Origin of the sequence: Mesorhizobium sp. KR9-304 (assembly GCF_040049215.1) — a bacterium.
GTDB lineage: Bacteria > Pseudomonadota > Alphaproteobacteria > Rhizobiales > Rhizobiaceae > Mesorhizobium_K.
The window spans coordinates 63,727-83,587 of sequence record NZ_JBDZDN010000007.1 but is presented as its reverse complement, the minus strand read 5'-3'; the positions used below and the strand labels follow the sequence as shown (position 1 = coordinate 83,587).

At 63.6% G+C, this 19,861-nt stretch carries 21 protein-coding genes; 10 read left to right on the top strand and 11 right to left on the bottom strand.

Annotation, left to right across the window (positions count from 1 at the left end; all coding sequences use genetic code 11):
• Positions 1–135: 135 nt before the first annotated feature.
• A complete protein-coding gene (locus ABLE71_RS24500; RefSeq protein ID WP_348786098.1) occupies positions 136–867 on the top strand; it encodes a DUF4145 domain-containing protein in 732 nt (243 codons plus the stop codon).
• Positions 868–1,199: 332 nt separating this feature from the next.
• Here ABLE71_RS24500 and ABLE71_RS24495 read toward each other — a convergent pair whose 3' ends face one another.
• A complete protein-coding gene (locus ABLE71_RS24495; protein ID WP_348786097.1) occupies positions 1,200–1,595 on the bottom strand; it encodes a BA14K family protein in 396 nt (131 codons plus the stop codon).
• 240 nt (positions 1,596–1,835) lie between these two features.
• Between ABLE71_RS24495 and ABLE71_RS24490 the strand changes: the two genes are divergently transcribed.
• Positions 1,836–2,846, top strand: coding sequence for a hypothetical protein (locus tag ABLE71_RS24490; protein WP_348786096.1), 1,011 nt, complete (start codon positions 1,836–1,838; stop codon positions 2,844–2,846).
• A gap of 188 nt (positions 2,847–3,034) precedes the next feature.
• Entirely contained in the window at positions 3,035–3,850 is an 816-nt protein-coding gene (locus tag ABLE71_RS24485; RefSeq protein ID WP_348786095.1) for a DUF72 domain-containing protein, read from the top strand.
• On the opposite strand, the gene ABLE71_RS24480 is transcribed toward ABLE71_RS24485, so the two are convergent.
• Positions 3,840–5,339 (bottom strand): NAD(P)H-hydrate dehydratase, encoded by a 1,500-nt coding sequence (locus ABLE71_RS24480; protein WP_348786094.1) that lies wholly within the window; start codon positions 5,337–5,339, stop codon positions 3,840–3,842. The genes ABLE71_RS24485 and ABLE71_RS24480 overlap by 11 nt on opposite strands.
• 309 nt (positions 5,340–5,648) lie before the next feature.
• Between ABLE71_RS24480 and ABLE71_RS24475 the strand changes: the two genes are divergently transcribed.
• Both ABLE71_RS24475 and glnA read left to right on the top strand, forming a co-directional pair.
• Positions 5,649–5,987, top strand: coding sequence for a P-II family nitrogen regulator (locus ABLE71_RS24475; protein ID WP_145716532.1), 339 nt, complete (start codon positions 5,649–5,651; stop codon positions 5,985–5,987).
• A 55-nt stretch (positions 5,988–6,042) separates the two neighbouring features.
• Positions 6,043–7,452: a type I glutamate--ammonia ligase gene (glnA, locus tag ABLE71_RS24470; RefSeq protein ID WP_348786093.1), complete on the top strand. Its 1,410-nt coding sequence runs from the start codon at positions 6,043–6,045 to the stop codon at positions 7,450–7,452.
• Between the two features lie 87 nt (positions 7,453–7,539).
• On the opposite strand, the gene ABLE71_RS24465 is transcribed toward glnA, so the two are convergent.
• The 4 genes from ABLE71_RS24465 to ABLE71_RS24450 form a co-directional block, all read right to left on the bottom strand.
• Positions 7,540–9,309: a hypothetical protein gene (locus ABLE71_RS24465; protein ID WP_348786092.1), complete on the bottom strand. Its 1,770-nt coding sequence runs from the start codon at positions 9,307–9,309 to the stop codon at positions 7,540–7,542.
• 152 nt (positions 9,310–9,461) lie between these two features.
• Entirely contained in the window at positions 9,462–10,340 is an 879-nt protein-coding gene (locus ABLE71_RS24460; protein WP_348786091.1) for an alpha/beta hydrolase, read from the bottom strand.
• A gap of 167 nt (positions 10,341–10,507) precedes the next feature.
• The gene (locus ABLE71_RS24455) at positions 10,508–10,843 is read right to left on the bottom strand and encodes a GIY-YIG nuclease family protein (RefSeq protein WP_348786090.1); all 336 of its coding nucleotides are present in this window, start codon (positions 10,841–10,843) and stop codon (positions 10,508–10,510) included.
• 245 nt (positions 10,844–11,088) lie between these two features.
• Positions 11,089–11,715 carry a hypothetical protein gene (locus tag ABLE71_RS24450; RefSeq protein ID WP_348786089.1) on the bottom strand — a complete coding sequence of 209 codons (627 nt, stop codon included), beginning with the start codon at positions 11,713–11,715 and terminating at the stop codon, positions 11,089–11,091.
• Positions 11,716–11,977: 262 nt separating this feature from the next.
• Between ABLE71_RS24450 and ABLE71_RS24445 the strand changes: the two genes are divergently transcribed.
• The 4 genes from ABLE71_RS24445 to ABLE71_RS24430 all read left to right on the top strand — a co-directional run bounded on the left by ABLE71_RS24445 (position 11,978) and on the right by ABLE71_RS24430 (position 14,844).
• Positions 11,978–12,232, top strand: coding sequence for a DUF4212 domain-containing protein (locus ABLE71_RS24445; protein ID WP_348786088.1), 255 nt, complete (start codon positions 11,978–11,980; stop codon positions 12,230–12,232).
• Between the two features lie 13 nt (positions 12,233–12,245).
• Positions 12,246–14,102 (top strand): sodium:solute symporter family protein, encoded by a 1,857-nt coding sequence (locus ABLE71_RS24440; protein WP_348786087.1) that lies wholly within the window; start codon positions 12,246–12,248, stop codon positions 14,100–14,102.
• A 107-nt stretch (positions 14,103–14,209) separates the two neighbouring features.
• Positions 14,210–14,515, top strand: a complete 306-nt coding sequence (locus tag ABLE71_RS24435) for a hypothetical protein (protein WP_348786086.1) — start codon at positions 14,210–14,212, stop codon at positions 14,513–14,515.
• Positions 14,515–14,844: a hypothetical protein gene (locus tag ABLE71_RS24430; RefSeq protein ID WP_348786085.1), complete on the top strand. Its 330-nt coding sequence runs from the start codon at positions 14,515–14,517 to the stop codon at positions 14,842–14,844. Before ABLE71_RS24435 ends, ABLE71_RS24430 begins: the two co-directional genes overlap by 1 nt.
• A 95-nt stretch (positions 14,845–14,939) precedes the next feature.
• Here ABLE71_RS24430 and ABLE71_RS24425 read toward each other — a convergent pair whose 3' ends face one another.
• Entirely contained in the window at positions 14,940–15,980 is a 1,041-nt protein-coding gene (locus tag ABLE71_RS24425) for a glutamine synthetase beta-grasp domain-containing protein (protein WP_348786084.1), read from the bottom strand.
• A 402-nt stretch (positions 15,981–16,382) separates the two neighbouring features.
• Between ABLE71_RS24425 and ABLE71_RS24420 the strand changes: the two genes are divergently transcribed.
• The gene (locus ABLE71_RS24420) at positions 16,383–16,583 is read left to right on the top strand and encodes a DUF2735 domain-containing protein (protein ID WP_348786083.1); all 201 of its coding nucleotides are present in this window, start codon (positions 16,383–16,385) and stop codon (positions 16,581–16,583) included.
• Between the two features lie 83 nt (positions 16,584–16,666).
• Here ABLE71_RS24420 and ABLE71_RS24415 read toward each other — a convergent pair whose 3' ends face one another.
• From ABLE71_RS24415 to ABLE71_RS24400, 4 genes are all read right to left on the bottom strand, one after another.
• Positions 16,667–17,002: a DUF305 domain-containing protein gene (locus ABLE71_RS24415; RefSeq protein ID WP_348786184.1), complete on the bottom strand. Its 336-nt coding sequence runs from the start codon at positions 17,000–17,002 to the stop codon at positions 16,667–16,669.
• A gap of 143 nt (positions 17,003–17,145) precedes the next feature.
• A complete protein-coding gene (locus ABLE71_RS24410; protein ID WP_348786082.1) occupies positions 17,146–17,937 on the bottom strand; it encodes an ATP12 family protein in 792 nt (263 codons plus the stop codon).
• Positions 17,937–18,854, bottom strand: a complete 918-nt coding sequence (locus ABLE71_RS24405) for a DMT family transporter (protein ID WP_348786081.1) — start codon at positions 18,852–18,854, stop codon at positions 17,937–17,939. Before ABLE71_RS24405 ends, ABLE71_RS24410 begins: the two co-directional genes overlap by 1 nt.
• A complete protein-coding gene (locus ABLE71_RS24400) occupies positions 18,851–19,834 on the bottom strand; it encodes an RluA family pseudouridine synthase (protein ID WP_348786080.1) in 984 nt (327 codons plus the stop codon). Before ABLE71_RS24400 ends, ABLE71_RS24405 begins: the two co-directional genes overlap by 4 nt.
• Positions 19,835–19,861: the final 27 nt, after the last annotated feature.

The following is a 19,861-nucleotide window of genomic DNA, read 5'->3' as shown; positions in this document are numbered from 1 at the left end:
GAGGGGCTGAGGTCTTAGGCGTGGTCGCAGACGCGGCGACCGATCACATCTGCGGCAATGGCTGGACCTGATGACGTTGCGGCAGTACAAGCCGTGCCGTTTTATCAACCAAGCCATTTCAGAGGAGATATCTAGATGGCCAAGAATCGCCCTTTATGGGTTCAGTATTTCGACCCGGACGCAATCCCTGACCTTCCATGCCCGGAGTGTCGGCGGGGCAATCTTATGCTCGACAAGAAGAACTTGCTCATTAAGACGCCCGACCATCCGGACCATATTCGCAATCACCCGGACTGGGAGCCAGACTGGGACAACGGTATTTTCACGTGCGTCCTTGTCTGCGGTTCAAAGAAGTGTGGATCTTCCGTGACGATGAGCGGGAATTACGTGTGGGTGCCCGGCTACATTGCGGAACTCGACACCGATGGGTTCATGCCGTTTCTTGAGCCAAAGACGATGTACCCCGGCTCCCCGCTTATAGAGATTCCCAAGCAGACGCCTGCGTCGGTAGCGGATGCGATCAAGCAGTCCTTTGTCGCATACTGGGGCGACAGAGGTGCCGCCGCGAACCGGCTCAGAATCAGCGTCGAGCGCATCATGGATGAGGAGAGCATACCTGCGAAAGGCACGCTCTTCGACCGCATCGAGTTGTTCGGCAAGAAGCACACGGCCGAAAAGGATACGCTGGACGCGCTACGCAAGGTGGGTAATCTCGGCAGCCATGACGGTGAGGTTTCACGCGAGGCTCTGCTGGATGCCTACGAAGCGTATCAGTATTGGCTGAGCAATTTCTATGAAGCATATCCGAAACACATCGCCGGCATCGTGAAAAAGCTTAATTCCACCAAAGGCAAGTACGCCTATTAACTTGACGGCGCAGGCTTTGAATCCAGCCTAGGGGTGGCGGGCTTCGACGAGCGCCGCCTCTATGCGATTGCTTCGAATCGAACAACGGCCCAATTTCTTATCTTAAGATCGAGACGCACGATTTCCGCCCTCATATTTATCCACTCCCTTCCCACCTACGCGATAATCCCGCCGCCTTGAAAGGAGGCGGCGATGGACGGAACGGCGGCGATATCAAACAATCTCGAGGCGCTGAAGCGCATCCTGGCCGGTCTTGTCGCCATGGCCGGACTTGCATCCGGATCGCGGTGTCCGCGAAGGATCAGGACGCACGCCAATTGCCAGCGACAATCTCAGTGAAACGGCGACCTACAGATCCGCCTTGACCCGTGATACGGCTGAAAGGTGTCCGTTCGGACATCGTAGGACCGGTAGCGCTGGGCGCACCAGTCCACGTGCGAGGCGGGGGCGCGGACGACCGCCCGAGGCACGCGCGCGGGCGCTTTGTAGATCGGCACCGGATAGCCGGTCAGCCGATGCGGATAGCCCGGCACATGGTTGGGGTAATAGCTGTAGTAGTGGCCTGTCGCCGTCCCGGTCCACGGCTCCTGCCGGTACCACGAAGCCACGGGCACGGAGTCGTATAGGATCAGGTCAGCCGCGGGATCGTATTCCCATCCACCTGCCCTTGCCGAAGATGGTGCGATGACCATCGCGGCGGACACCGCGACCAAGACGCTTCTCCACATGCCAGCCTCCATGCGCGCACTGCGCCGTGCACTCAACCGGCGGGCGCAGCCTCGGTTCCGCGCGTCCGTCGGGCAGGGTTAACGATCTCGAAACGCGGCGCGCCGCCGAAGCGAGGACGGGTGCTGGAAGATTGCGGCGCTGGCGATCCTGCCAGAACCCCGTCGGCTAAAACCGCGCAAGTTTATCCACGCTCGCCCAACCTGCGCGATAATCCCGCCTTCCATGAAAGGAGGGCGGCGATGGACGGAACGGCGGCAATCAACCACAATCTCGAGGCGCTGAAGCGCATCCTGGCCGGCCTGGTCGGCATGGCCGGGCTTGCCGGCCCTTTCACCTCCCCCTTGAGGGGAGGTCGGCGGTCGTCAGACCGCCGGGTGGGGGTAACTGAGGCGTCGCAACCCCCACCCGACGCTTCGCGTCGACCTCCCCTCAAGGGGGAGGTGAAACTCACCCTGCCCCGTCATCTCCGCCTCGCCATCCTTCGCCTCCTGCGTCCGGCCGAAGCCGCCGCGCGGCGGCTGATCATCGCGGCCGCGCGCGGCCTGGCCGTGACCCTGCCGTATCAGCGAAAACGCGAGGCCCGGCCCGTGACCGTCGAGCCACAGCTCCGCCGCTTCGGCATCGCCGTCGTGATGTCGCCGGCCGATCTTGCGGCCGGCCGGATCCTCCCCCGTTCACGGGGGACCGGCGAAGCCGGTGGAGGGGGCGGCCCGCGCACCCTATGCCTGCCGCTCCTCGATCCACTGAAACGTCCGTCGCGCGCCCACCGCCGCACCGTCCCCGCGCATGCCGCGCCGCGCATCCTGTTTCCCGGCCTCGTCACGCCCCACCGCCTGCCGCCGCCGCCCTCCCCCGACGACCCGATCGACGCCACGCGCCTGGCCCAGCGCCTCGCCGCACTCTCCGCCGCGCTCGACGATTTGCCGGGGCAGGCCCGGCGCTTTGCCCGCTGGAAGGCGCGGGGGGCGGACGCCGCAGGCGCGCAAAACAAAAACCGCGACGCCGCAGGCGCGCAAAACCAAAACCGCGATGCCGCAGGCGCGCAAAATCAAAACCACGACGCCACTCGGAAAGGATCCACCCCCGGCCGCCGCACCGCGCCGCTGCGCCCCGGCCGCCCGCCCGGCGGCCGGCTCTCCCGCTACGATCCGTCTGCCCCCCATCGCCGCCGCATCCGCGAGGTCGATGAGATCCTCGCCCACGCCCATGCGCTGGCCCTCTACGCACTGGCCTATCCCGACACGTCATGAACTCACCGCCGCCTTACTGCTGGGGAAAGCGGCTCGCGGCATTGAATTGCCGCGCACGCTTTCGCGCGTCCCCGTGCTGCCGTATTCCCCTATTCCCCTACTCCCTGTCAGGAGCCATCCGCCACCGGGTGGACAAGCTTATCGGGCGAACGCATCTTCGCCGCACGAGCGATGCAAGGGAGGTGACGATGCCCAGAGGAAAGAGCGCGGGCCAGATCCGCGCCGGCATGGGCGGCTGGACCTTCGAGCCGTGGGACACGTCCTTCTATCCGGAAAAACTGTCGAAGGCGAAGCAGCTCAACTATGCCAGCCGGCAGGTGCCGACCATCGAGGTCAACGGTACCTATTATTCGACCTTCAAGCCGCCGACCTTCGCCAAATGGGCGGCCGACGCACCCGACGGTTTTGTCTTTTCGCTGAAGGCGATCCGCTTCGCCACCAACCGCCGCGTGCTCGCCGAAGCCGGCGAGTCCGTGCAGCGCTTTCTCGGGTCGGGCGTGTCGGAACTCGGCGACAAGCTCGGGCCGATCCTCTGGCAGTTCGCGCCGACGAAAAAATTCGACGAGGCCGATTTCAGCGCTTTCCTGAAACTGCTGCCGGAAAAACAGGATGGCGTGAAACTCCGCCATGCCGTGGAGGTCAGGACCGACTCCTTCATCGTGCCGGAATTCGTCGCTCTCTGCCGCAAGAACAATGTCGCGATCGTCTATGCCGACCACGAGAAATACCCGGCGATTTCGGACGTCACCGGCGACTTCGTCTATGCCAGGCTGCAGACGGGTTCGGACGACGAGCCGACCTGCTACACGCCGAAGGCGCTGGACGAGTGGGCCGCGCGGGCGAAGCTCTGGGCCGCGGGCAAGGCGCCCGACGACCTGCCCCGCGCCGACCCCGGTAGCGAGGCGCCCGTCAGGCCGCGCGACGTGTTCGTCTACTTCATCACATCAGGCAAAGTGCGCGCGCCGCACGGCGCCATGGCCTTCATGGAGCGTGTCAACGGCTGAGTCGTTCCCGCAACAGCGGCGGCAGCAGGTCGGGCAGGTCTTCGGCGATCAGCCCGGGCCCGAAGCGGGAGCCGGCCTCGGCGTGCAGCCACACCGCCGCGCAGGCCGCCTCGAAGGAGGGCATGCCCTGCGCCAGCAGGCCCGCCGCGATGCCGGCGAGCACGTCGCCCGAACCGGCCGTGGCGAGCCAGGGCGTCGCGTTGGCGTTGATCGCGGCGCGGCCGTCGGGTGAGGCGATCACGGTGTCGGGCCCCTTCAGGATCAGCGTCGCCCCCGCCAGCGCGGCGGCCTTCCTTGCCCGGTCGAGCTTCGACAGGCTCTCGTTGCCGGCGAGTTCGGGGAAGGCCCGGGCGAACTCGCCCTCATGCGGCGTCAGCACGATCTGCGGCGCGCCCGGCATCCCGAACGCTGCGAGGAACTCGGCGCGGCGGCGCGACAGATGCGTCAGCGCGTCGGCGTCGAAGACGATGTGGCGAACGATGCCGGCGCTCGCCGCGATCAGCTTGAGCGCGAGGTCGCCGACCTTGTCGTCCAGCCCGAGCCCCGGCCCGAAGACCAGCGCGGCCGGCTTTCGGTCGCCCAGCCATTCCGCGATCTCCTCCGGTGTATCGGCCTTGCGCAGGATGATCGAGGTCAGGTGCGCGGCGTTCACCTGGACGGCGTTGCCGGGGGACAGCAGCGTCACTGCCCCTGCGCCGGCGCGGGCCGCTCCCCTCGCCGAGAGGCGCGCCGCGCCGGTCGAGGCCGGACCGCCGGAAAAGACGCCGACATGCCCGCGCGCGTATTTATGCGTCTCGGCCGCCGGGCGCGGGAACAGAGCGCCCCACAGCGCCGGCGTGTTCTCGAAGCAGGCCGGACGGATCGCGGCGAGCACGCCCGGCGCTATGCCAATCTCAGCGACGATCGTCTCGCCGCAGCGCTGCCGGCCCGGGTACAGCAGATGACCCGGCTTCTTGCGGAAGAAGGTGACGGTGATGTCGGCGTTGAACGACGCGCCGAGGATACTACCGCTCTCGCCGGACACCCCGGACGGCAGGTCGACCGCGATGACCGGCACGCAGGCTCGATCGCATTTCTCGATTGCCCTCGCCGCATCGCCCTCGATCGACTTGGACAGGCCGGCCCCGAACAGCGCGTCGACCACGACCGCTCCCGGCGTCGGCGCGAAATCGTGCAGCGGCTTCGTCTCCAGCGGGCTTTCGGCGGCGGCCGTTGCGGCGTCCGCGCCCGGCCTCGGCGTGCCGAGCGACCAGACGCGCACCGGCATGCCGGCCGCATGCAGCAGCCTCGCCACGACATAACCGTCGCCGCCATTGTTGCCGGGACCGCACAGGACGTCGGCCGACGCCGCCGGATAGCGTTCGAGCACGACAGCGGCTACCGCCGCGCCGGCGCGGCGCATCAGGGCCATGCCGTCGAACGGCCCCGTCTCGATGGCGAGCCGGTCGGCCTCGCCCATTTCCGCCGGTGTCAGAAGCTCATGCGCCATCACCTCTGCGGTAGCACAAGCCGGTCCGGCTGCGAATAGCTGGATCGATCGGATCGGGGATGCATTATCTGCATACAAAAGAAGCATTTTGCTTATTCTTTATACTGCCCGATTTGGCGGCACTTTTCGGCGCTGCGCAAGGAAACAGCGGTTTGCGGATGGATGTCGTCGCCGGAAATCAAACTTTCGTCCGACGGGGACTTTCGGCGCAACGTTGCCGCTTTCGGGACGGATTGGCACGGTTCGTGCTAGACGTTGCGCAAGCGGGGCAAAGCTCCCGTCATCCCGGTACTGGAGGCCATAACAAAGATGAAGAAGATCGAAGCAATCATCAAGCCGTTCAAGCTCGATGAGGTCAAGGAGGCGCTCCAGGAGGCGGGCCTGCAAGGCATCACGGTAACCGAAGCCAAGGGTTTCGGCCGCCAGAAGGGACACACCGAGCTCTATCGCGGGGCCGAATACGTCGTCGACTTCCTTCCCAAGGTGAAGATCGAGGTCGTGCTCGGCGACGACGCGGTCGAAGGCGCCATCGAGGCGATCCGCAAGGCGGCCCAGACCGGACGCATCGGAGACGGCAAGATCTTCGTCTCCAACATCGAGGAGGTGGTCCGCATCCGCACCGGCGAAACCGGCATAGACGCCGTCTGATCCAATCGATATTTCAACAAAACCAAGTCAACAATTTCATCTAGGGAAACAGGACATGACGACAGCCAAAGACATCATGAAGCAGATCAAGGACAACGACGTGAAGTTCGTCGACCTGCGCTTCACGGACCCGAAGGGCAAGCTGCAGCATGTGACGATGGACGTCGTGGAGGTCGATGAGGACATGTTCGCGGACGGCGTCATGTTCGACGGCTCGTCGATCGCCGGCTGGAAGGCGATCAACGAGTCCGACATGGTGCTGATGCCGGACACCGAGACGGTCCACATGGACCCCTTCTTCGCGCAGTCGACCATGGTCGTGATCTGCGACATCCTCGACCCAGTATCGGGCGAACCCTACAACCGCGATCCGCGCGGCACGGCCAAGAAGGCCGAGGCCTATATGAAGGCCGAAGGCATCGGCGACACAATCTATGTGGGTCCCGAAGCCGAGTTCTTCGTATTCGATGACGTGCAGTACAAGGCCGACCCTTACAATACGGGTTTTCGGCTCGACTCGACCGAGCTGCCGTCAAACGACGACACGCCATACGAGACAGGCAACCTCGGCCACCGCCCGCGCGTCAAGGGCGGCTACTTCCCGGTTCCGCCGATCGATTCCGCACAGGACATGCGTTCGGAAATGCTGACGGTGCTCGCCGAGATGGGCGTTCGCGTCGAGAAGCACCACCATGAGGTGGCGGCGGCGCAGCATGAACTGGGCATCAAGTTCGACACGCTCGTGCGCAACGCCGACAAGATGCTGATCTACAAGTATGTCGTGCACCAGGTCGCCAACGCCTACGGCAAGACTGCGACCTTCATGCCGAAGCCGATCTTCGGCGACAACGGCTCGGGCATGCACGTCCACCAGTCGATCTGGAAGAATGGCAAGCCGACCTTCGCCGGCAATGAATATGCCGGCCTGTCGGAAAGCTGCCTCTACTACATCGGCGGCATCATCAAGCACGCCAAGGCGATCAACGCCTTTACCAACCCGCTGACCAACAGCTACAAGCGCCTGGTGCCCGGCTACGAAGCGCCGGTGCTGCTCGCCTATTCGGCGCGCAACCGCTCGGCGTCATGCCGCATTCCGTTCGGCTCGTCGCCGAAGGCCAAGCGCGTCGAGGTCCGCTTCCCCGATCCGGGCGCGAACCCCTATCTCGGCTTCGCGGCGATGCTGATGGCCGGCCTCGACGGCATCAAGAACAAGATCCACCCTGGCCAGCCGATGGACAAGGATCTCTACGATTTGCCGCCGAAGGAGCTGAAGAAGATCCCGACCGTCTGCGGCAGCTTGCGCGAAGCGCTGCAGAATCTCGACAAGGACCGCGGCTTCCTCAAAGCGGGCGGCGTCTTCGACGACGACCAGATCGATGCCTATATCGAACTCAAGATGGCCGAGGTCATGCGCTTCGAGATGACCCCCCACCCGGTCGAATTCGACATGTACTACTCGGTCTGAGCCTCGGTTTCGTCAGCAAAAAGAGCCCCGGCGTCGCAACGCCGGGGTTTTGCTTGAGAACACCACTCGCCGCTGACCGCACAGGCCTTACATCCGCCCGAGCGAAAGCATGGCAGGATCACCACGCCAGGCCCTGGCGAGTTCATCCGCAGCCTTTTGCTCGGCAAGCGTATCGCCTTTCGCCTTTGCCGCCTCCTTCAGCCCGTAAAGCGGCCAGGCGCTGCCTTTCTCGTGTTCGAGAGCCAGGCGGAACTCCCGCTCGGCCTCCTCCGCATTGCCCGTCTTCAGCAGGGCCGCCCCAAGCGATTGCCTAACCGGGTAGTACCAGAACGGCGGCTCCATATAGGGTATGGTGTCCTGGACGTCGGCGGCATGCTTCAGCAGTTCGATCGCCGCTTGCTGATCGTCTTCGGCCTGGGCAGCCCGCGCCATCACCACGTTCGCGGCCACTTCGAGAACCGGCCGCGCCGGAATGCCCCAGTTGTCGAGCTCGGTCCAGTCCGCGCCGCCGAGAATCGTCCGGATCGCTTCCGCCTCAGCGCGCGCTGCAACAACGTCTCGCTTCGCCGCGAACGCGGTTCCTCGCGCGTAATGCCACATCGCTTTGACATAGGGCGGCGCGCCGGGAGGCTCTGGAAGCGCAAGCACCGTGTCCGGATCGGCAAACTGCGCCCAGGCGAAATACGGAGCAGCCTTGACCGGTTGCGTGATCGGTATCGCCGCCGCCACCTCATTGCTCAGCCACTTGTCGAGCTTGTCGGCTTGCTCGAGCACCGTCGCCTTGTCGCCAAGCAGTTGCGCGGAAACGAGCACGAAGTGGATGTTGTGGGAGTAGTAGCCGATCGGATAAACGCCAACAGCGCCCGTCTCGGCGATATAGGCCTCATCGACCTTCGAGGCCGCCTTGTTGGAATCCAGCGAATCCGAATAGCGGCCGACCCGGTGGTAGATGTGGCTCGGCATGTGGACGATGTGTCCGGCGCCGGGCATCAGCGCCGCAAGCCGATCGGCATAGGGCTCGCCGCGTTCGGGCCGGTCCGACGCCTCGACGAAATGGATGTAGAGGTGCATCGCCCAGGCGTCGTCGGGGTTCTTGGCCAAGACCGCTTCAAGCCGTTTCTGGATGTCGGCGCCGCGGCCTTTTGGCAGCTTGCCGCCAGGCTCCCAGTAGTCCCAGGGCTGGGTGTCCATGCCGGCCTCCGCCGCGATGACGGCCAGCAGCTGATCCTCGGGATATTTGTCGGAGAGCGCCGCCATTGCGTCGGCGAAGGCGGCGTCGAGCGTTGGCCGTTCCGCATCCGGATCGTCCGAATAGCGGGCGGAGATCGCCTCGATCAGCCCCTGCTCCTTGTCGGTCGCGCCGGCGGCAAGCCGCTCAGCCCTGCGCAGTGCTTCCAGGGCAGGTGCATTGGCTGCCGGATCCATCGGCACGTTGATGTTCGGTCCGAGCACCAGCGCCTCGCCCAGGTAGCACAGGGCACATTCGGGATCGAGACGCTGTGCTTTCCGAAACGCTCGCCGCGCCTCGGCATGATTGAAGTTGCTGGCCTGCCTCAACCCCTGGTCAAAATAGGCCTGAGCCTCGGCATTCTTCGTGCTGATCGGGTAGCTCAGGGCCCCGAGTTCGTCCCACAGCGGCACCTCGCCTTCCTCGTAAGCCTTCGCGGCCTCCGCGGCTTGAACCTGCGGGGGAACCGAAGCGACCCTGCAATGCGCCGCCGTCCGCAGCTCGGCAGCCGCAGGGCCGTGCGCCCGGTCGGACCGGTCGGCGACGAACGCTACGGCTGCGCCGGCGCCCAGTCCGGCGAAAGCCAACATCGCCAGACTTGCTCGCGGCAGGATATGACGTGCTTTCATCTGAACCTCCTATGGCTTTGTCTTTGGGAAAGCCGTGATCGCTGGGATGCGATCGTGGCGGGCATTGTCGGAGGCGCTCGCCAAACTAATCATATCATCACTCTCTAATTTAGAGAACGTGTGAATTTGGCGGCATCGCGGCCCCGGCGGGTTCACCGGCAGCAGGCGCCGGCCTGATCGCATCCGCCGCCGACATGCGCCGCAACGCGCATGCGGCCTTCATCGGGGTTTTCCGATCGGCGCACATTGGCGGCGATCAACTCGGCGACCGAGGCCGGATGGGTCGATATCATGAAGTGCGCGGCGCCGCCTATCGCGTTGAATGTCGCGTCCTTAATGGCCATCGCGACGAGACCGTTGGCGCGGCAGATTGCCGGGTGGCTGCTAGCACCGACAGCCACGGCGACGGGCACGTCGATGGTCGCCAGCACCTCCGGGGACAATTCGTAGTCGTAGGCGCAGGCCCAGTCGAGCATGTTGACCGGCGTCGTCTCGACGGCATAGGCGCGCACGCGCTCCGGCCAGGAACGGTAAGTCCCCTCGCCGCCGTAGAAGTCGATCATCGACCTGATCGCCTCGCGGTCACCGCTGCCATAGGCCGCGAAATAGGCGTCGGTCATGTCGCGGAAAGAACGGTAATGCGCATCCTCTCTGCAATGACGCAGCAGCGCCGGCAGCGGCGCCTCAAGCACCGTCAGGCTGGCAAGGCGGACACGCTTGCGCATGGCCACGATCAGCGCCACCGCACCGCCGAAGGAATGGCCTGCGAGATGCACGTCGCCGCCAGCCCTGCCGATCACGGCCTCCAGCATTTCCGCCTCGCGCAAGACGGAAGGATCGGCCTCGGTCCGGCGTTCGGCGGTCGCGCCGTAGCCGAGCAGGCTCGTCGTCACGCAGCGGAATTTGCCGTCGAGGGCCTTCATCACCGGCCGCCATGCTGCCCCCGTGCTGCAGGACCCGGGCACCAACACCAGCGTCGGACCCGATCCGTATTCGTCGTATTCGATGCGCCCGAGATCGTCTTCGATCATGGCATGCTCCTCAGCCGCAGCCCCTCGCGGGCAGCGGCCCATAGCCGACGCCCGAAGTGCCTTATGGGGGAGCGCTGTTGCGAAACGACGCCGGCGCGAACAACGACTCTGTTACAGAGACTCGCGGGAGTGGGTTGGCGCAGTCTAGCCGATTCCCGGGCTGACGCTCAGATCAGTTCGTCGTTCAGCCTCTGGCGCCATTCGGCGAGGCGCTTCTTGATCTCTGCAGCGCGGAAGTAGGCGTTGGCCTCCTCGTCAATCCGGTCCACGACCTCAAAGATGAAATCGCTGGCGTCCCCCTCGTCCCAAGCCTTCTGAAGCGAGCGTCCGGGATAGCCGCTGTTGCGCAGCGAGAACCAGATGCGGTTCTGGACCTTGTCGAGATTGGGCGCGCTTCCGAGCCACACCTGTCCGGTCGGCAAACTCTTCACGGCGAACACGCCAGCCTCGACCTTGATCTCCTTGTATGCGGCGAGTGCAGCCTTGCGATCCACGTTTTTCATTGTCTTGGCCCTGTTGCGGCGGGCGGCTTAAGCGCTTCGGAGGCACTTGTGAAGCAATAAAAAGGCGGCGTCTCGCGGCGCGGCCCGTTTTTTTACACAACGTGAGAGATCAAGCCATCGAGCGCCTTATCGCCAGCCGCCACGCAGCGCCGGTGCGGCACGCGCGTCCTCGATCATATACACGGCTCCTCGGGACGCCTTCTGGAGTCTAAGCGCCGGAATATGCTTGCGCCGTCTTCCGCAAATCATCTTTCGCCGAGCAGATCGTCGGCGATGGCCACGAGGTCGCCCGCCTGAAGCAGGTCCTCATGCGCGCGCAGAAGATTCATGCGCAGATTGTTGAAGATGTAGTCGTAGTCGTTGGTCACGATGTCCTTGTGCATCGGCAGCGCATTGAAAATCAGCCGTGCAGTCGGTTTGGGGATCATGCGCACGGGCCGCGGCGGGCCGGATTGTGTCGCTTCCAATCTTGCCTCGACCAATTCCGCGGCCGCGGTCCAGAAATCGTCAGTTGTCCCGTCCGGCACCTTGTATCCCGAGAAGGTCTGCCTCGCGAGATTGGCAAGGACGCCCGGAAGCTTGCGCTGCCGGATGCCGGCCGCGGGACGCAGTACGCCTTCGGCCATTTCCGCCACCATCGCATAGGCAGGCGGATAGCTCAGCCATCGCGATTTGGTCAGTTCGGCCTGGAATTCCTTCTCGCTGAAAAGCTTCTGCCAGTATACGCCTGACCGCACGCGGCAGAATTCGACCACGCATTTCTGCGCCATGAATGCCGCACGCGAATCCATGAAATCGGCCAACGCGGAAGCGTCGGCGATCGATTCAGCCTTGCCGAACAAGCCAGCCGTAATGGTATCGAGTAGCCCCAAAGGCCAGCCTCCAACGTTCCTGCGGGCTGGAGTCTACTGCGCCGTCACGAACTTCACCAGACGTCCCCCACGGCCAACGAGCGATTCTAAAGTTGTATGAACAAACAGTGGCTACAAATGTTACGAAACGTCACTGTCGAGTCCGTGTGTCACACATTCGGTGCGCGATGGAGGAGGTCCGGCAGCCCTTGGCTGGCCGGAAGAAACCGGGCCCGGCTGTTGGAGGCGACAGCTTGGCTCTCAGGGAGGGAGGACAAGCGGGATGGCTACGCCAGATCGTGTAAGTTATTGGAATGACACCCGAAGGCTCATGTACATCATGTTGGCCCTGTGGGTGTTCTTCGGATACGTCGTACACTTTTTCGTGGGTGCTCTGAACAACATCGTTATTCTCGGCTTCCCGCTCGGCTTCTACATGGCCGCGCAGGGCTCGCTCATTGCCTTCGTCGTCATGCTGTTCTGGTTTGCACGCAAGCAGAACGCAATCGACGAAGAGCATGGCGTCGCTGAAGATTGATGGGGGGATGGATATGGCTAGCGCGACAACAAGTGGAGGCGATTTCACCTCCAATCTAGGCCGCATCTACGGCATCTACACCGGCGGCTTCATCGCCTTTATCATATTGATGGCGATCCTGAGCGCGATGGGCGTGCCGAACGTCATCATCGGCTACCTCTTCATGGGCTTCACCATCGTCATCTACGCGGTGATCGGCATTCTGAGCCGCACCATGCACGTCGGCGAATACTACGTCGCTGGCCGGCGGGTTCCTGCCATCTACAACGGCATGGCGACGGGCGCCGACTGGATGTCCGCCGCCTCGTTCATCGGCATGGCGGGTTCTCTTTACATCCTCGGCTACGACGGTCTTGGCTTCGTGCTCGGCTGGACCGGCGGCTACGTGCTCGTCGCCATCCTGGTCGCGCCCTATCTGCGCAAGTTCGGCGCCTACACGGTCCCCGACTTCCTGTCGGCGCGTTATGGCGGCAACCTCGCCCGCTTTATCGGCGTCGTTGTGCTGTTCTCCTGCTCGTTCACCTATGTGGTCGCGCAGATCTTCGGCACCGGGCTGATCTCCGCCCGCTTCCTCGGCATCGACTTCAACGTCGCGGTCTATGTCGGCCTCGCCGGCATCCTGGTCTGTTCCATGCTCGGGGGCATGCGCGCCGTCACCTGGACGCAGGTCGCACAATACATCGTGCTGATCATCGCCTACCTCATCCCCGTCATCTGGATGTCGACTGTGAAGACCGGCGTGCCGATCCCGCAGATCATGTACGGACAGGCGCTGCAGAACATCGGCGCTCTCGAGGTCGCGCAAGGCATAACCGTCGGACACGCCACGCCGTTCGCGCATGGCGGCTACGATGCCAAGAACTTCTTCCTTCTCATCCTCTGCCTGATGGTCGGCACGGCATCGCTGCCGCATGTGCTGATGCGTTATTTCACCACCCCGTCGGTGCGTGAGGCGCGCGTTTCGGTCGCCTGGTCGCTGCTGTTCATCTTCATGCTCTACTTTACCGCGCCGGCTTATGCGGCGTTCGCCAAGTGGACCATGCTCGACCTGGTGGCTTCCGGCCTGACACCCGACAACATTGCCGAAAAGGCTGGTTGGATGATGCGCTGGGCGGCGGCGGATAACACGCTGGTGCAGATCTGCGGCAAGGCGGCGGTCGATGCCGCTACAATCGCGGCCGCCTGCGCCGAAAAGGGCATCACTGCGCTGTCCTTCGCCGACATCAACCTCAACGCCGACATGATCGTGCTTTCCACGCCGGAAATGGCTGGCATGCCCTATGTCATCTCGGGTCTCGTCGCAGCCGGGGGTCTCGCCGCCGCGCTGTCGACGGCGGATGGCCTGCTGCTGGCCATCGCCAACGCGCTCAGCCACGACATCTACTACAAGATGATCGACCAGAATGCCCCGACCTCGCGTCGTCTCATCGTGTCGCGCATCCTGCTCGTCATGGTCGCGGTGCTGGCCGCCTATGTCGCGTCGACCAAGCCGTCCGACATCCTGTCGATGGTGTCGTGGGCCTTCTCGCTGGCGGCAGGCGGGCTCTTCCCCGCGCTGGTGCTCGGCGTGTGGTGGAAGCGGGCCACGTCGGCCGGCGCCATCGCCGGCATGATCGCCGGCTTCGGGATCACGATCTTCTATCTCGTCATGACCCAGTACGGCGCCGACTTCGACAAGGCTACGCCGAACATGGAACTGTGGTGGGGTGTGAAGAACATCTCGTCGGCCGCCTTCGGGCTTCCGGTGGGCTTCATCGTGATGGTTGTCGTCAGCCTGCTGACCAAGGCTCCGTCCAAGGAAATGCAGGACATGATCGAAGAAATCCGCGTTCCGCGCGGCAAGCAGATCATGGAAGAAAAGACGGCCTGATCGTCTAACTCTTACAACAGGCGGGGTCCGGCGACGGACCCCGCTTTCTTTTCGTCGCGACGCGGCCCATAAGGCCGCTTGGGCGTCATCCCCCAGGTCTTTGCCGAATGAATGATTTCTGGTCCTACTGGTATTTTCACATACCGAACTTCATCCTCGCCGCGATCATGTACACTTTGCTAGGGCGCCTGGTGCTGGGACTGTTCGTGCCGGAGAACTGGGACAACTACATCTGGCGCGCCTTCAAGCTAATCACCGACCCGATTCTAAAACTCGTCCGCTTCGTGACGCCGAACGCCCTCACAGGCTTGGTGGTCATAGTCTTCGGCGTGCTCTGGATCATGCTGATCCGTCTGGTTTATCTCGTCGCCTTGATAAACTACGGGCTGGCGCCTGTCGCACAGGGGAGCTGATGCTCATGGATCGCAATGCGCTTGTTCCGGTGATGGCGATCGCCATTATCAACGGCATCTTCTCGCCCTGGGTGCTTGTCGTATTCATTCTCTACCCGATCTGGTTTCCCGTATGGGCGCCGGCATACAGCCAGGTGGTCTACATGTGCAGCGCCCTGATCCTGTCGACGCTGACGATCATGGTCGCCGGCGTTCCGGCCGCGCTCTATGAACGCCTGGTTCCGGCTTCCCGCCCGGCAGTCGCGACAGTGATCTGGGTTGCAGGCGTGGCTCTGCTGACGCTTCCGGCGTTGCCCAACGTCCTGCGCGCGCTCGGCTTTTCCGCGTAACAGCCGGCGCGGCGAGCAACGGCACGACAACGAAAAAACCCCGGTGGACGACGCCACCGGGGTTTTCGCATTGTACCGCGTGGGCTAGCGGCCGATCAGGCGGCGGCCTTCTTTGCCTCGCCGGTCGACACTTCCGCGACCGTCTTCAGAACCTGCGATGCGATCTGGTAGGGGTCGCCCTGCGAGTTCGGGCGACGGTCTTCCAGATAGCCCTTATAGCCGTTGTTGACGAAGGAGTGCGGCACTCGGATCGAGGCGCCGCGGTCGGCGACGCCGTAGCTGAACTTGTTCCACGGCGCGGTCTCGTGCTTGCCGGTCAGGCGCTTGTCATTGTCCGGCCCATAGACGGCGATGTGGTCCATCAGGTTCTTGTCGAAGGCCGCCATCAGCGCTTCGAAATACTCCTTGCCGCCGACTTCGCGCATATATTTGGTCGAGAAGTTGCAGTGCATGCCGGAACCGTTCCAGTCGGTGTCGCCGAGCGGCTTGCAGTGATACTCGATGTCGATGCCGTACTTCTCGGTCAGGCGCTGCAGCAGGTAGCGCGCCATCCACACCTCGTCGGCAGCCTTCTTGGAGCCCTTGCCGAATATCTGGAATTCCCACTGGCCCTTGGCCACTTCGGCGTTGATGCCTTCGTGGTTGATGCCGGCTTCGAGGCAGAGGTCGAGGTGCTCTTCGACGATCTTGCGGGCGACATCGCCGACATTGGAGTAGCCGACGCCGGTGTAGTACGGGCCCTGCGGCGCGGGGTAGCCGGCGGTCGGGAAGCCAAGCGGGCGGCCGTCCTTGTAGAAGAAGTACTCCTGCTCGAAGCCGAACCACGCGCCCTCGTCGTCGAGGATGGTGGCGCGCGCATTGGTCGAGTGCGGGGTGACGCCGTCCGGCAGCATGACTTCGCACATGACCAGGGCGCCGTTCGTACGGGCCGGGTCCGGGTAGATCGCGACTGGCTTCAGCACGCAATCCGAGCTGCGGCCTTCCGCCTGCATCGTCGAGGAGCCGTCGAAGCCCCATAGTGGCAGCTGTTCGAGCGTCGGGAAGGCATCGAATTCCTTGATCTGCGTCTTGCCGCGGAGATTAGGAACCGGGGAGTACCCGTCCAACCAGATGTACTCGAGTTTGTATTTTGTCATTCGGGCCTCTCATAGCCAGTTGGCAATCGTTCGGGGACGCGCTTTGCGGCTCGGCGCACCGGGGCCGACTCCCCACGGTTAAGACGCAATTAACGTGCCACTTTCCGCACTGCAGCATTCGACGCGAACAAGGCGAGTTGCCGTCGCGAAACGCGCGGGCAGATCTGACCGAAAAATGGGCATCTGCACCGGATGTCAGGAACGGATGCAATGAACAGGCGTTTCGAAGGGATGGGGGCAGGAAACGCGACCGAATTGTCCCCTATTACAGCATTCAGCGGGCATGCCTAAAATTTGGTCATCTGATTATTTTTAGATCAGAACATTGCATAAAACTGCTGCAGACCTTACTCTTTGGGAATACTTGGAATCGCAAAGACGCAGCACAACAGGACAAAAACAATGACTGCGAAGGTTCAACACGAATCGGCGAAGATATTCGCCTTCCCCACCAGGGCCCAGTTGGCGGCGGGCTATCGCCGCGACATGTCGGCGATGGCTTCCGAAGTGGCGGATGCACTACGTCTCAAAAGGCCGGATTTCGGCAGCGGTTGGTATCATGACGCCGCCATCGAGGACGCTGGACGCGGGAAGAAGAACTGACGACTTCCCGGACGCCGGTTGGCTTGACGGATTACCATAGAAGCCCCGGCTAAACACGCCGGGGCTTTTCGTTTGGCGGTATATCAATGCGCGCTGTGGTCGCTCGTGCCCTCCCCCGCGCCGTTGCGCTCCAGCCAGTCCCTCATGAAGGCGATCTCGGACTCCTGGGCCTTGACGATCTCCTCGGCAAGTTTCCTGACCTCGGGGTCCGTGCCGTTCTCGATGACGATTTTCGCCATGTCGATCGCGCCCTGGTGATGGGGAATCATCATGCGCATGAAGTCGACATCGACGTCGCCGGTTGTTTCGACGGCCATCGCCTCGTGCATGGCGCCGTTTGCGGCTTCCAGCGCCTTTGAGCCCGCGGAATGCTCGGCAGCGGTTACCGCCGTCGACCCCGCGACCAGCAGCGCAACCATGGAAATCGTGTGAAAGAGCCGTTTCATCCTGTTGAAATCCTTCTTATTTCGGTTCCAGCCCCCACATTCGCCACGGGCAGTGACATGTGTCTAGAGGTTCCACCAAATGGAAGGTCAACAGGCAAAATCGGCCGGCCGGCGATTTAGCTCCTGATCGCGTCGATCAGCGCGGCGGCAGCCGTCATGTCGCGCTTGCGGTTGGCGCGACGCGCGACCGCCTCTGAATCCTGGCCCCATTGCGCGGCCTGGAAATCCTCGTCGACATGCGCGGCGGCCCAGGCGGTTTCGGCGTCGAGTTCGCCGAAGTCGACAGCGAGCGCGAGCAACGCCGAGCCGGTCAGGCTGGTCATCACATGTAGCGCCGCAAGCCGCAGCGGCTCGGCGCGCTGGCCGACATGAACGCCGATGGCGGCGATCGCCTCGCGCGGCTGTTCGAGATGGATGACGCCCTCGGCGAGGAGAAGGCGTGCGCCGAGTGCGGCCCGTGCCCAGTCTAGGACGGCGTCCCATGCTTCGTTCTGGCGGCGCACCAGCGCGTCCGGCCCCTCGGCGCGGTAGCAAAGCAGGTCGGACGAGGAGAAGCGCAGAATATCTTCGAGCACGGCCTGCGGATCGCTGGCGACGCCGTCTATCGCGGTGTTGACAAGCCGGTAGGCAGGCATCGAGGCGAGGTCGAGCGTCTCGCCCTGCGCGGCGAATTCGTCGGCGACCAGTTGCGCGGCGCGCTCGGTCGGCAGCGCCAGCAGCGCCTTGCCGGGGGTCTTCACGGTCCTGCCATCAAGCTGGACGACGAAACCGCCCTCTCCCGCCGCGACCGCCACATCCTTGTAAAAACGCTTCGGCGTCGGCGTGCGCATCTGCAACTGTGCGCGCCGCACCGGGTCCGGGTCGGAGAGAAGTCTGCCGGTTTCGAGGTCGTTCAGGATGTCGCGCATCATTGTCCCATAGGCCGTCGCGGCGCGCGGTTGACGAGGACCAGCCCGCCCGCAATCAGCAGCAATGCAATGAAGATAGTTACTCCGAGCGGCTCGCCAAGGATCAGTCCGGCAAACAGCACGCCGAAGGCCGGCGTCACGAAGGTGAAGCTGGCGAGCCCCGAAGCCGGATAGTGGCGCACCAGCCAGAACCAGAGCACATAGGTGACCGCGACGATATAGACCGACTGGAAGATCAAGGACCATGTCGCGACAGCGTTGGCGTCGCGGATCGCCGGTCCCCAGAACGGCAGCAGGATCACGGCAACGATGGCAGCCACGGCGAGTTGGTAGAGCAGCAGCTTTTCGGCGCCGGCATGCGCAAGCCTCGTTCCCTTGATCACCACATAGGTCGCAGCCCAGGCCAAACCGGCGCCGAGGCTCATCAGGTCGCCGATCAGCGCGTCAGGTCCCGGCCGGCTCAGCTTGTCGGAGAAGATGAGCGCAAGGCCGCCGAAGGCGAGCAGAAGACCGACGACCTTTCTCCCCGTCATTCGTTCGCCGAGGAACAGGTGGCCGCCGACGAGCATCCAGAACGGCATCGTGTTGACGAGCAGCGTGCTGCGCGCAACCGAGGTATAATCCAGTCCGACGAAGATCAGCAGGAATTCAAGTGCGAAGAGCAGGCCGGTCAGCATGCCGGGCCACAATGTCCCGTCACGTTCGAAAAGGTGTATGCCACGCCACCGGCACCAGACAAAGACCAGCAGGCCGCCAAGCGCCGAGCGCACCAGAGTCAGGAACACCGGGCTGTAGCCAGTGTTCGAAAGCTTCGCCGCGACCCCATTCAGGCCCCACGAAAGGGTGAGGGCGATCATCATGGCGACGGCGAACGTGTCGACGGCTTCGCGCCGCTGCACAGCGACGATTGCGCTCACTCCTGGTCACCGCTTGCATCGTCGAAACCGATAAGGTTCCAGCTCTGGCGCATATGCGGTGGCATCGGCGCGGTGACGTCGATCACACCCTTGTCCGGATGGGGAATGATGATGCGCCTCGCGTGGAGATGCAGCCTGTTCTGCACGCCGCCTGGAAAGTCCCAGTTGGAGTCGAGCTCGAAGTATTTCGGATCGCCGATGATCGGGCAGCCGATATGAGCGGCATGGACGCGCAACTGGTGCGTCCGCCCGGTATAAGGCTCCATTTCTAGCCAGGACAGCGTCTGCCCGGCCTGCTCGAGGACGCGATAATAGGAAACCGCGTGATCGGCGCCCTTTTCTCCGTGCTTGGCGACGCGGACCCTATCGCCGTCGGGCGTCTGCTCCTTGATCAGCCAGGTGGAGATCTTGTCCTCGCGCTTGGGCGGCACGCCCTTGACCAGCGCCCAATAGGTCTTTTTCGTCTCCCGCGCGCGAAACGCCTCGGCGAGCTTCATGGCAGCGAGGCGTGTCCGCGCCACGACCAGAACGCCCGACGTGTCGCGGTCCAGCCGGTGCACCAGCCGCGGCTTCTCGCCCTTGCTGTTGCGCCACGCCTCCAGCATGTCGTCGACATGGCGCACGACGCCCGAACCGCCCTGCACCGCCAGCCCCGCCGGCTTGTTGAAGACGAAAACCTTCGGGTCCTCGTAAAGCAGCATCTGCCGGAGGACGTCGCCGTCGTCCTGGTTGCGGATGGTCTTGGCCGTCAGCGGGCCAGAACCCGCCTTGTCTATGGGAAGCGGCGGAATGCGCACAGTCTGGCCGGGCTCGACGCGTGAATCCGCCTTCACCCGTCCGCCGTCGACGCGGACCTGGCCGGAGCGCAGCAGCTTCTGCAGGTGACCGAAGCCGAGGCCCGGATAGTGGACCTTGAACCAGCGGTCGAGCCGCATGCCCGCCTCGCCGTCCTGGACCGTGATCTGCTCTACGCCTGCCATCGCTTAAACCTTCAAGCTGCGCGCAAT

What these genes read in the sequence shown, in the direction of transcription:
- ABLE71_RS24490 (WP_348786096.1), top strand. Translation starts at nt 1,836, where the DNA reads ATGGACGGAACGGCGGCAATCAACCACAATCTCGAGGCGCTGAAGCGC.
- ABLE71_RS24440 (WP_348786087.1), top strand. Translation starts at nt 12,246, where the DNA reads ATGGCTAGCGCGACAACAAGTGGAGGCGATTTCACCTCCAATCTAGGC.
- ABLE71_RS24410 (WP_348786082.1), bottom strand. Translation starts at nt 17,937, where the DNA reads ATGCGCGACATCCTGAACGACCTCGAAACCGGCAGACTTCTCTCCGAC.
- ABLE71_RS24475 (WP_145716532.1), top strand. Translation starts at nt 5,649, where the DNA reads ATGAAGAAGATCGAAGCAATCATCAAGCCGTTCAAGCTCGATGAGGTC.
- ABLE71_RS24485 (WP_348786095.1), top strand. Translation starts at nt 3,035, where the DNA reads ATGCCCAGAGGAAAGAGCGCGGGCCAGATCCGCGCCGGCATGGGCGGC.
- ABLE71_RS24465 (WP_348786092.1), bottom strand. Translation starts at nt 9,309, where the DNA reads ATGAAAGCACGTCATATCCTGCCGCGAGCAAGTCTGGCGATGTTGGCT.
- ABLE71_RS24480 (WP_348786094.1), bottom strand. Translation starts at nt 5,339, where the DNA reads ATGGCGCATGAGCTTCTGACACCGGCGGAAATGGGCGAGGCCGACCGG.
- ABLE71_RS24420 (WP_348786083.1), top strand. Translation starts at nt 16,383, where the DNA reads ATGACTGCGAAGGTTCAACACGAATCGGCGAAGATATTCGCCTTCCCC.
- ABLE71_RS24495 (WP_348786097.1), bottom strand. Translation starts at nt 1,595, where the DNA reads ATGTGGAGAAGCGTCTTGGTCGCGGTGTCCGCCGCGATGGTCATCGCA.
- ABLE71_RS24445 (WP_348786088.1), top strand. Translation starts at nt 11,978, where the DNA reads ATGGCTACGCCAGATCGTGTAAGTTATTGGAATGACACCCGAAGGCTC.
- glnA (WP_348786093.1), top strand. Translation starts at nt 6,043, where the DNA reads ATGACGACAGCCAAAGACATCATGAAGCAGATCAAGGACAACGACGTG.
- ABLE71_RS24500 (WP_348786098.1), top strand. Translation starts at nt 136, where the DNA reads ATGGCCAAGAATCGCCCTTTATGGGTTCAGTATTTCGACCCGGACGCA.
- ABLE71_RS24460 (WP_348786091.1), bottom strand. Translation starts at nt 10,340, where the DNA reads ATGATCGAAGACGATCTCGGGCGCATCGAATACGACGAATACGGATCG.
- ABLE71_RS24430 (WP_348786085.1), top strand. Translation starts at nt 14,515, where the DNA reads ATGCTCATGGATCGCAATGCGCTTGTTCCGGTGATGGCGATCGCCATT.
- ABLE71_RS24435 (WP_348786086.1), top strand. Translation starts at nt 14,210, where the DNA reads ATGAATGATTTCTGGTCCTACTGGTATTTTCACATACCGAACTTCATC.
- ABLE71_RS24400 (WP_348786080.1), bottom strand. Translation starts at nt 19,834, where the DNA reads ATGGCAGGCGTAGAGCAGATCACGGTCCAGGACGGCGAGGCGGGCATG.
- ABLE71_RS24425 (WP_348786084.1), bottom strand. Translation starts at nt 15,980, where the DNA reads ATGACAAAATACAAACTCGAGTACATCTGGTTGGACGGGTACTCCCCG.
- ABLE71_RS24455 (WP_348786090.1), bottom strand. Translation starts at nt 10,843, where the DNA reads ATGAAAAACGTGGATCGCAAGGCTGCACTCGCCGCATACAAGGAGATC.
- ABLE71_RS24415 (WP_348786184.1), bottom strand. Translation starts at nt 17,002, where the DNA reads ATGGTTGCGCTGCTGGTCGCGGGGTCGACGGCGGTAACCGCTGCCGAG.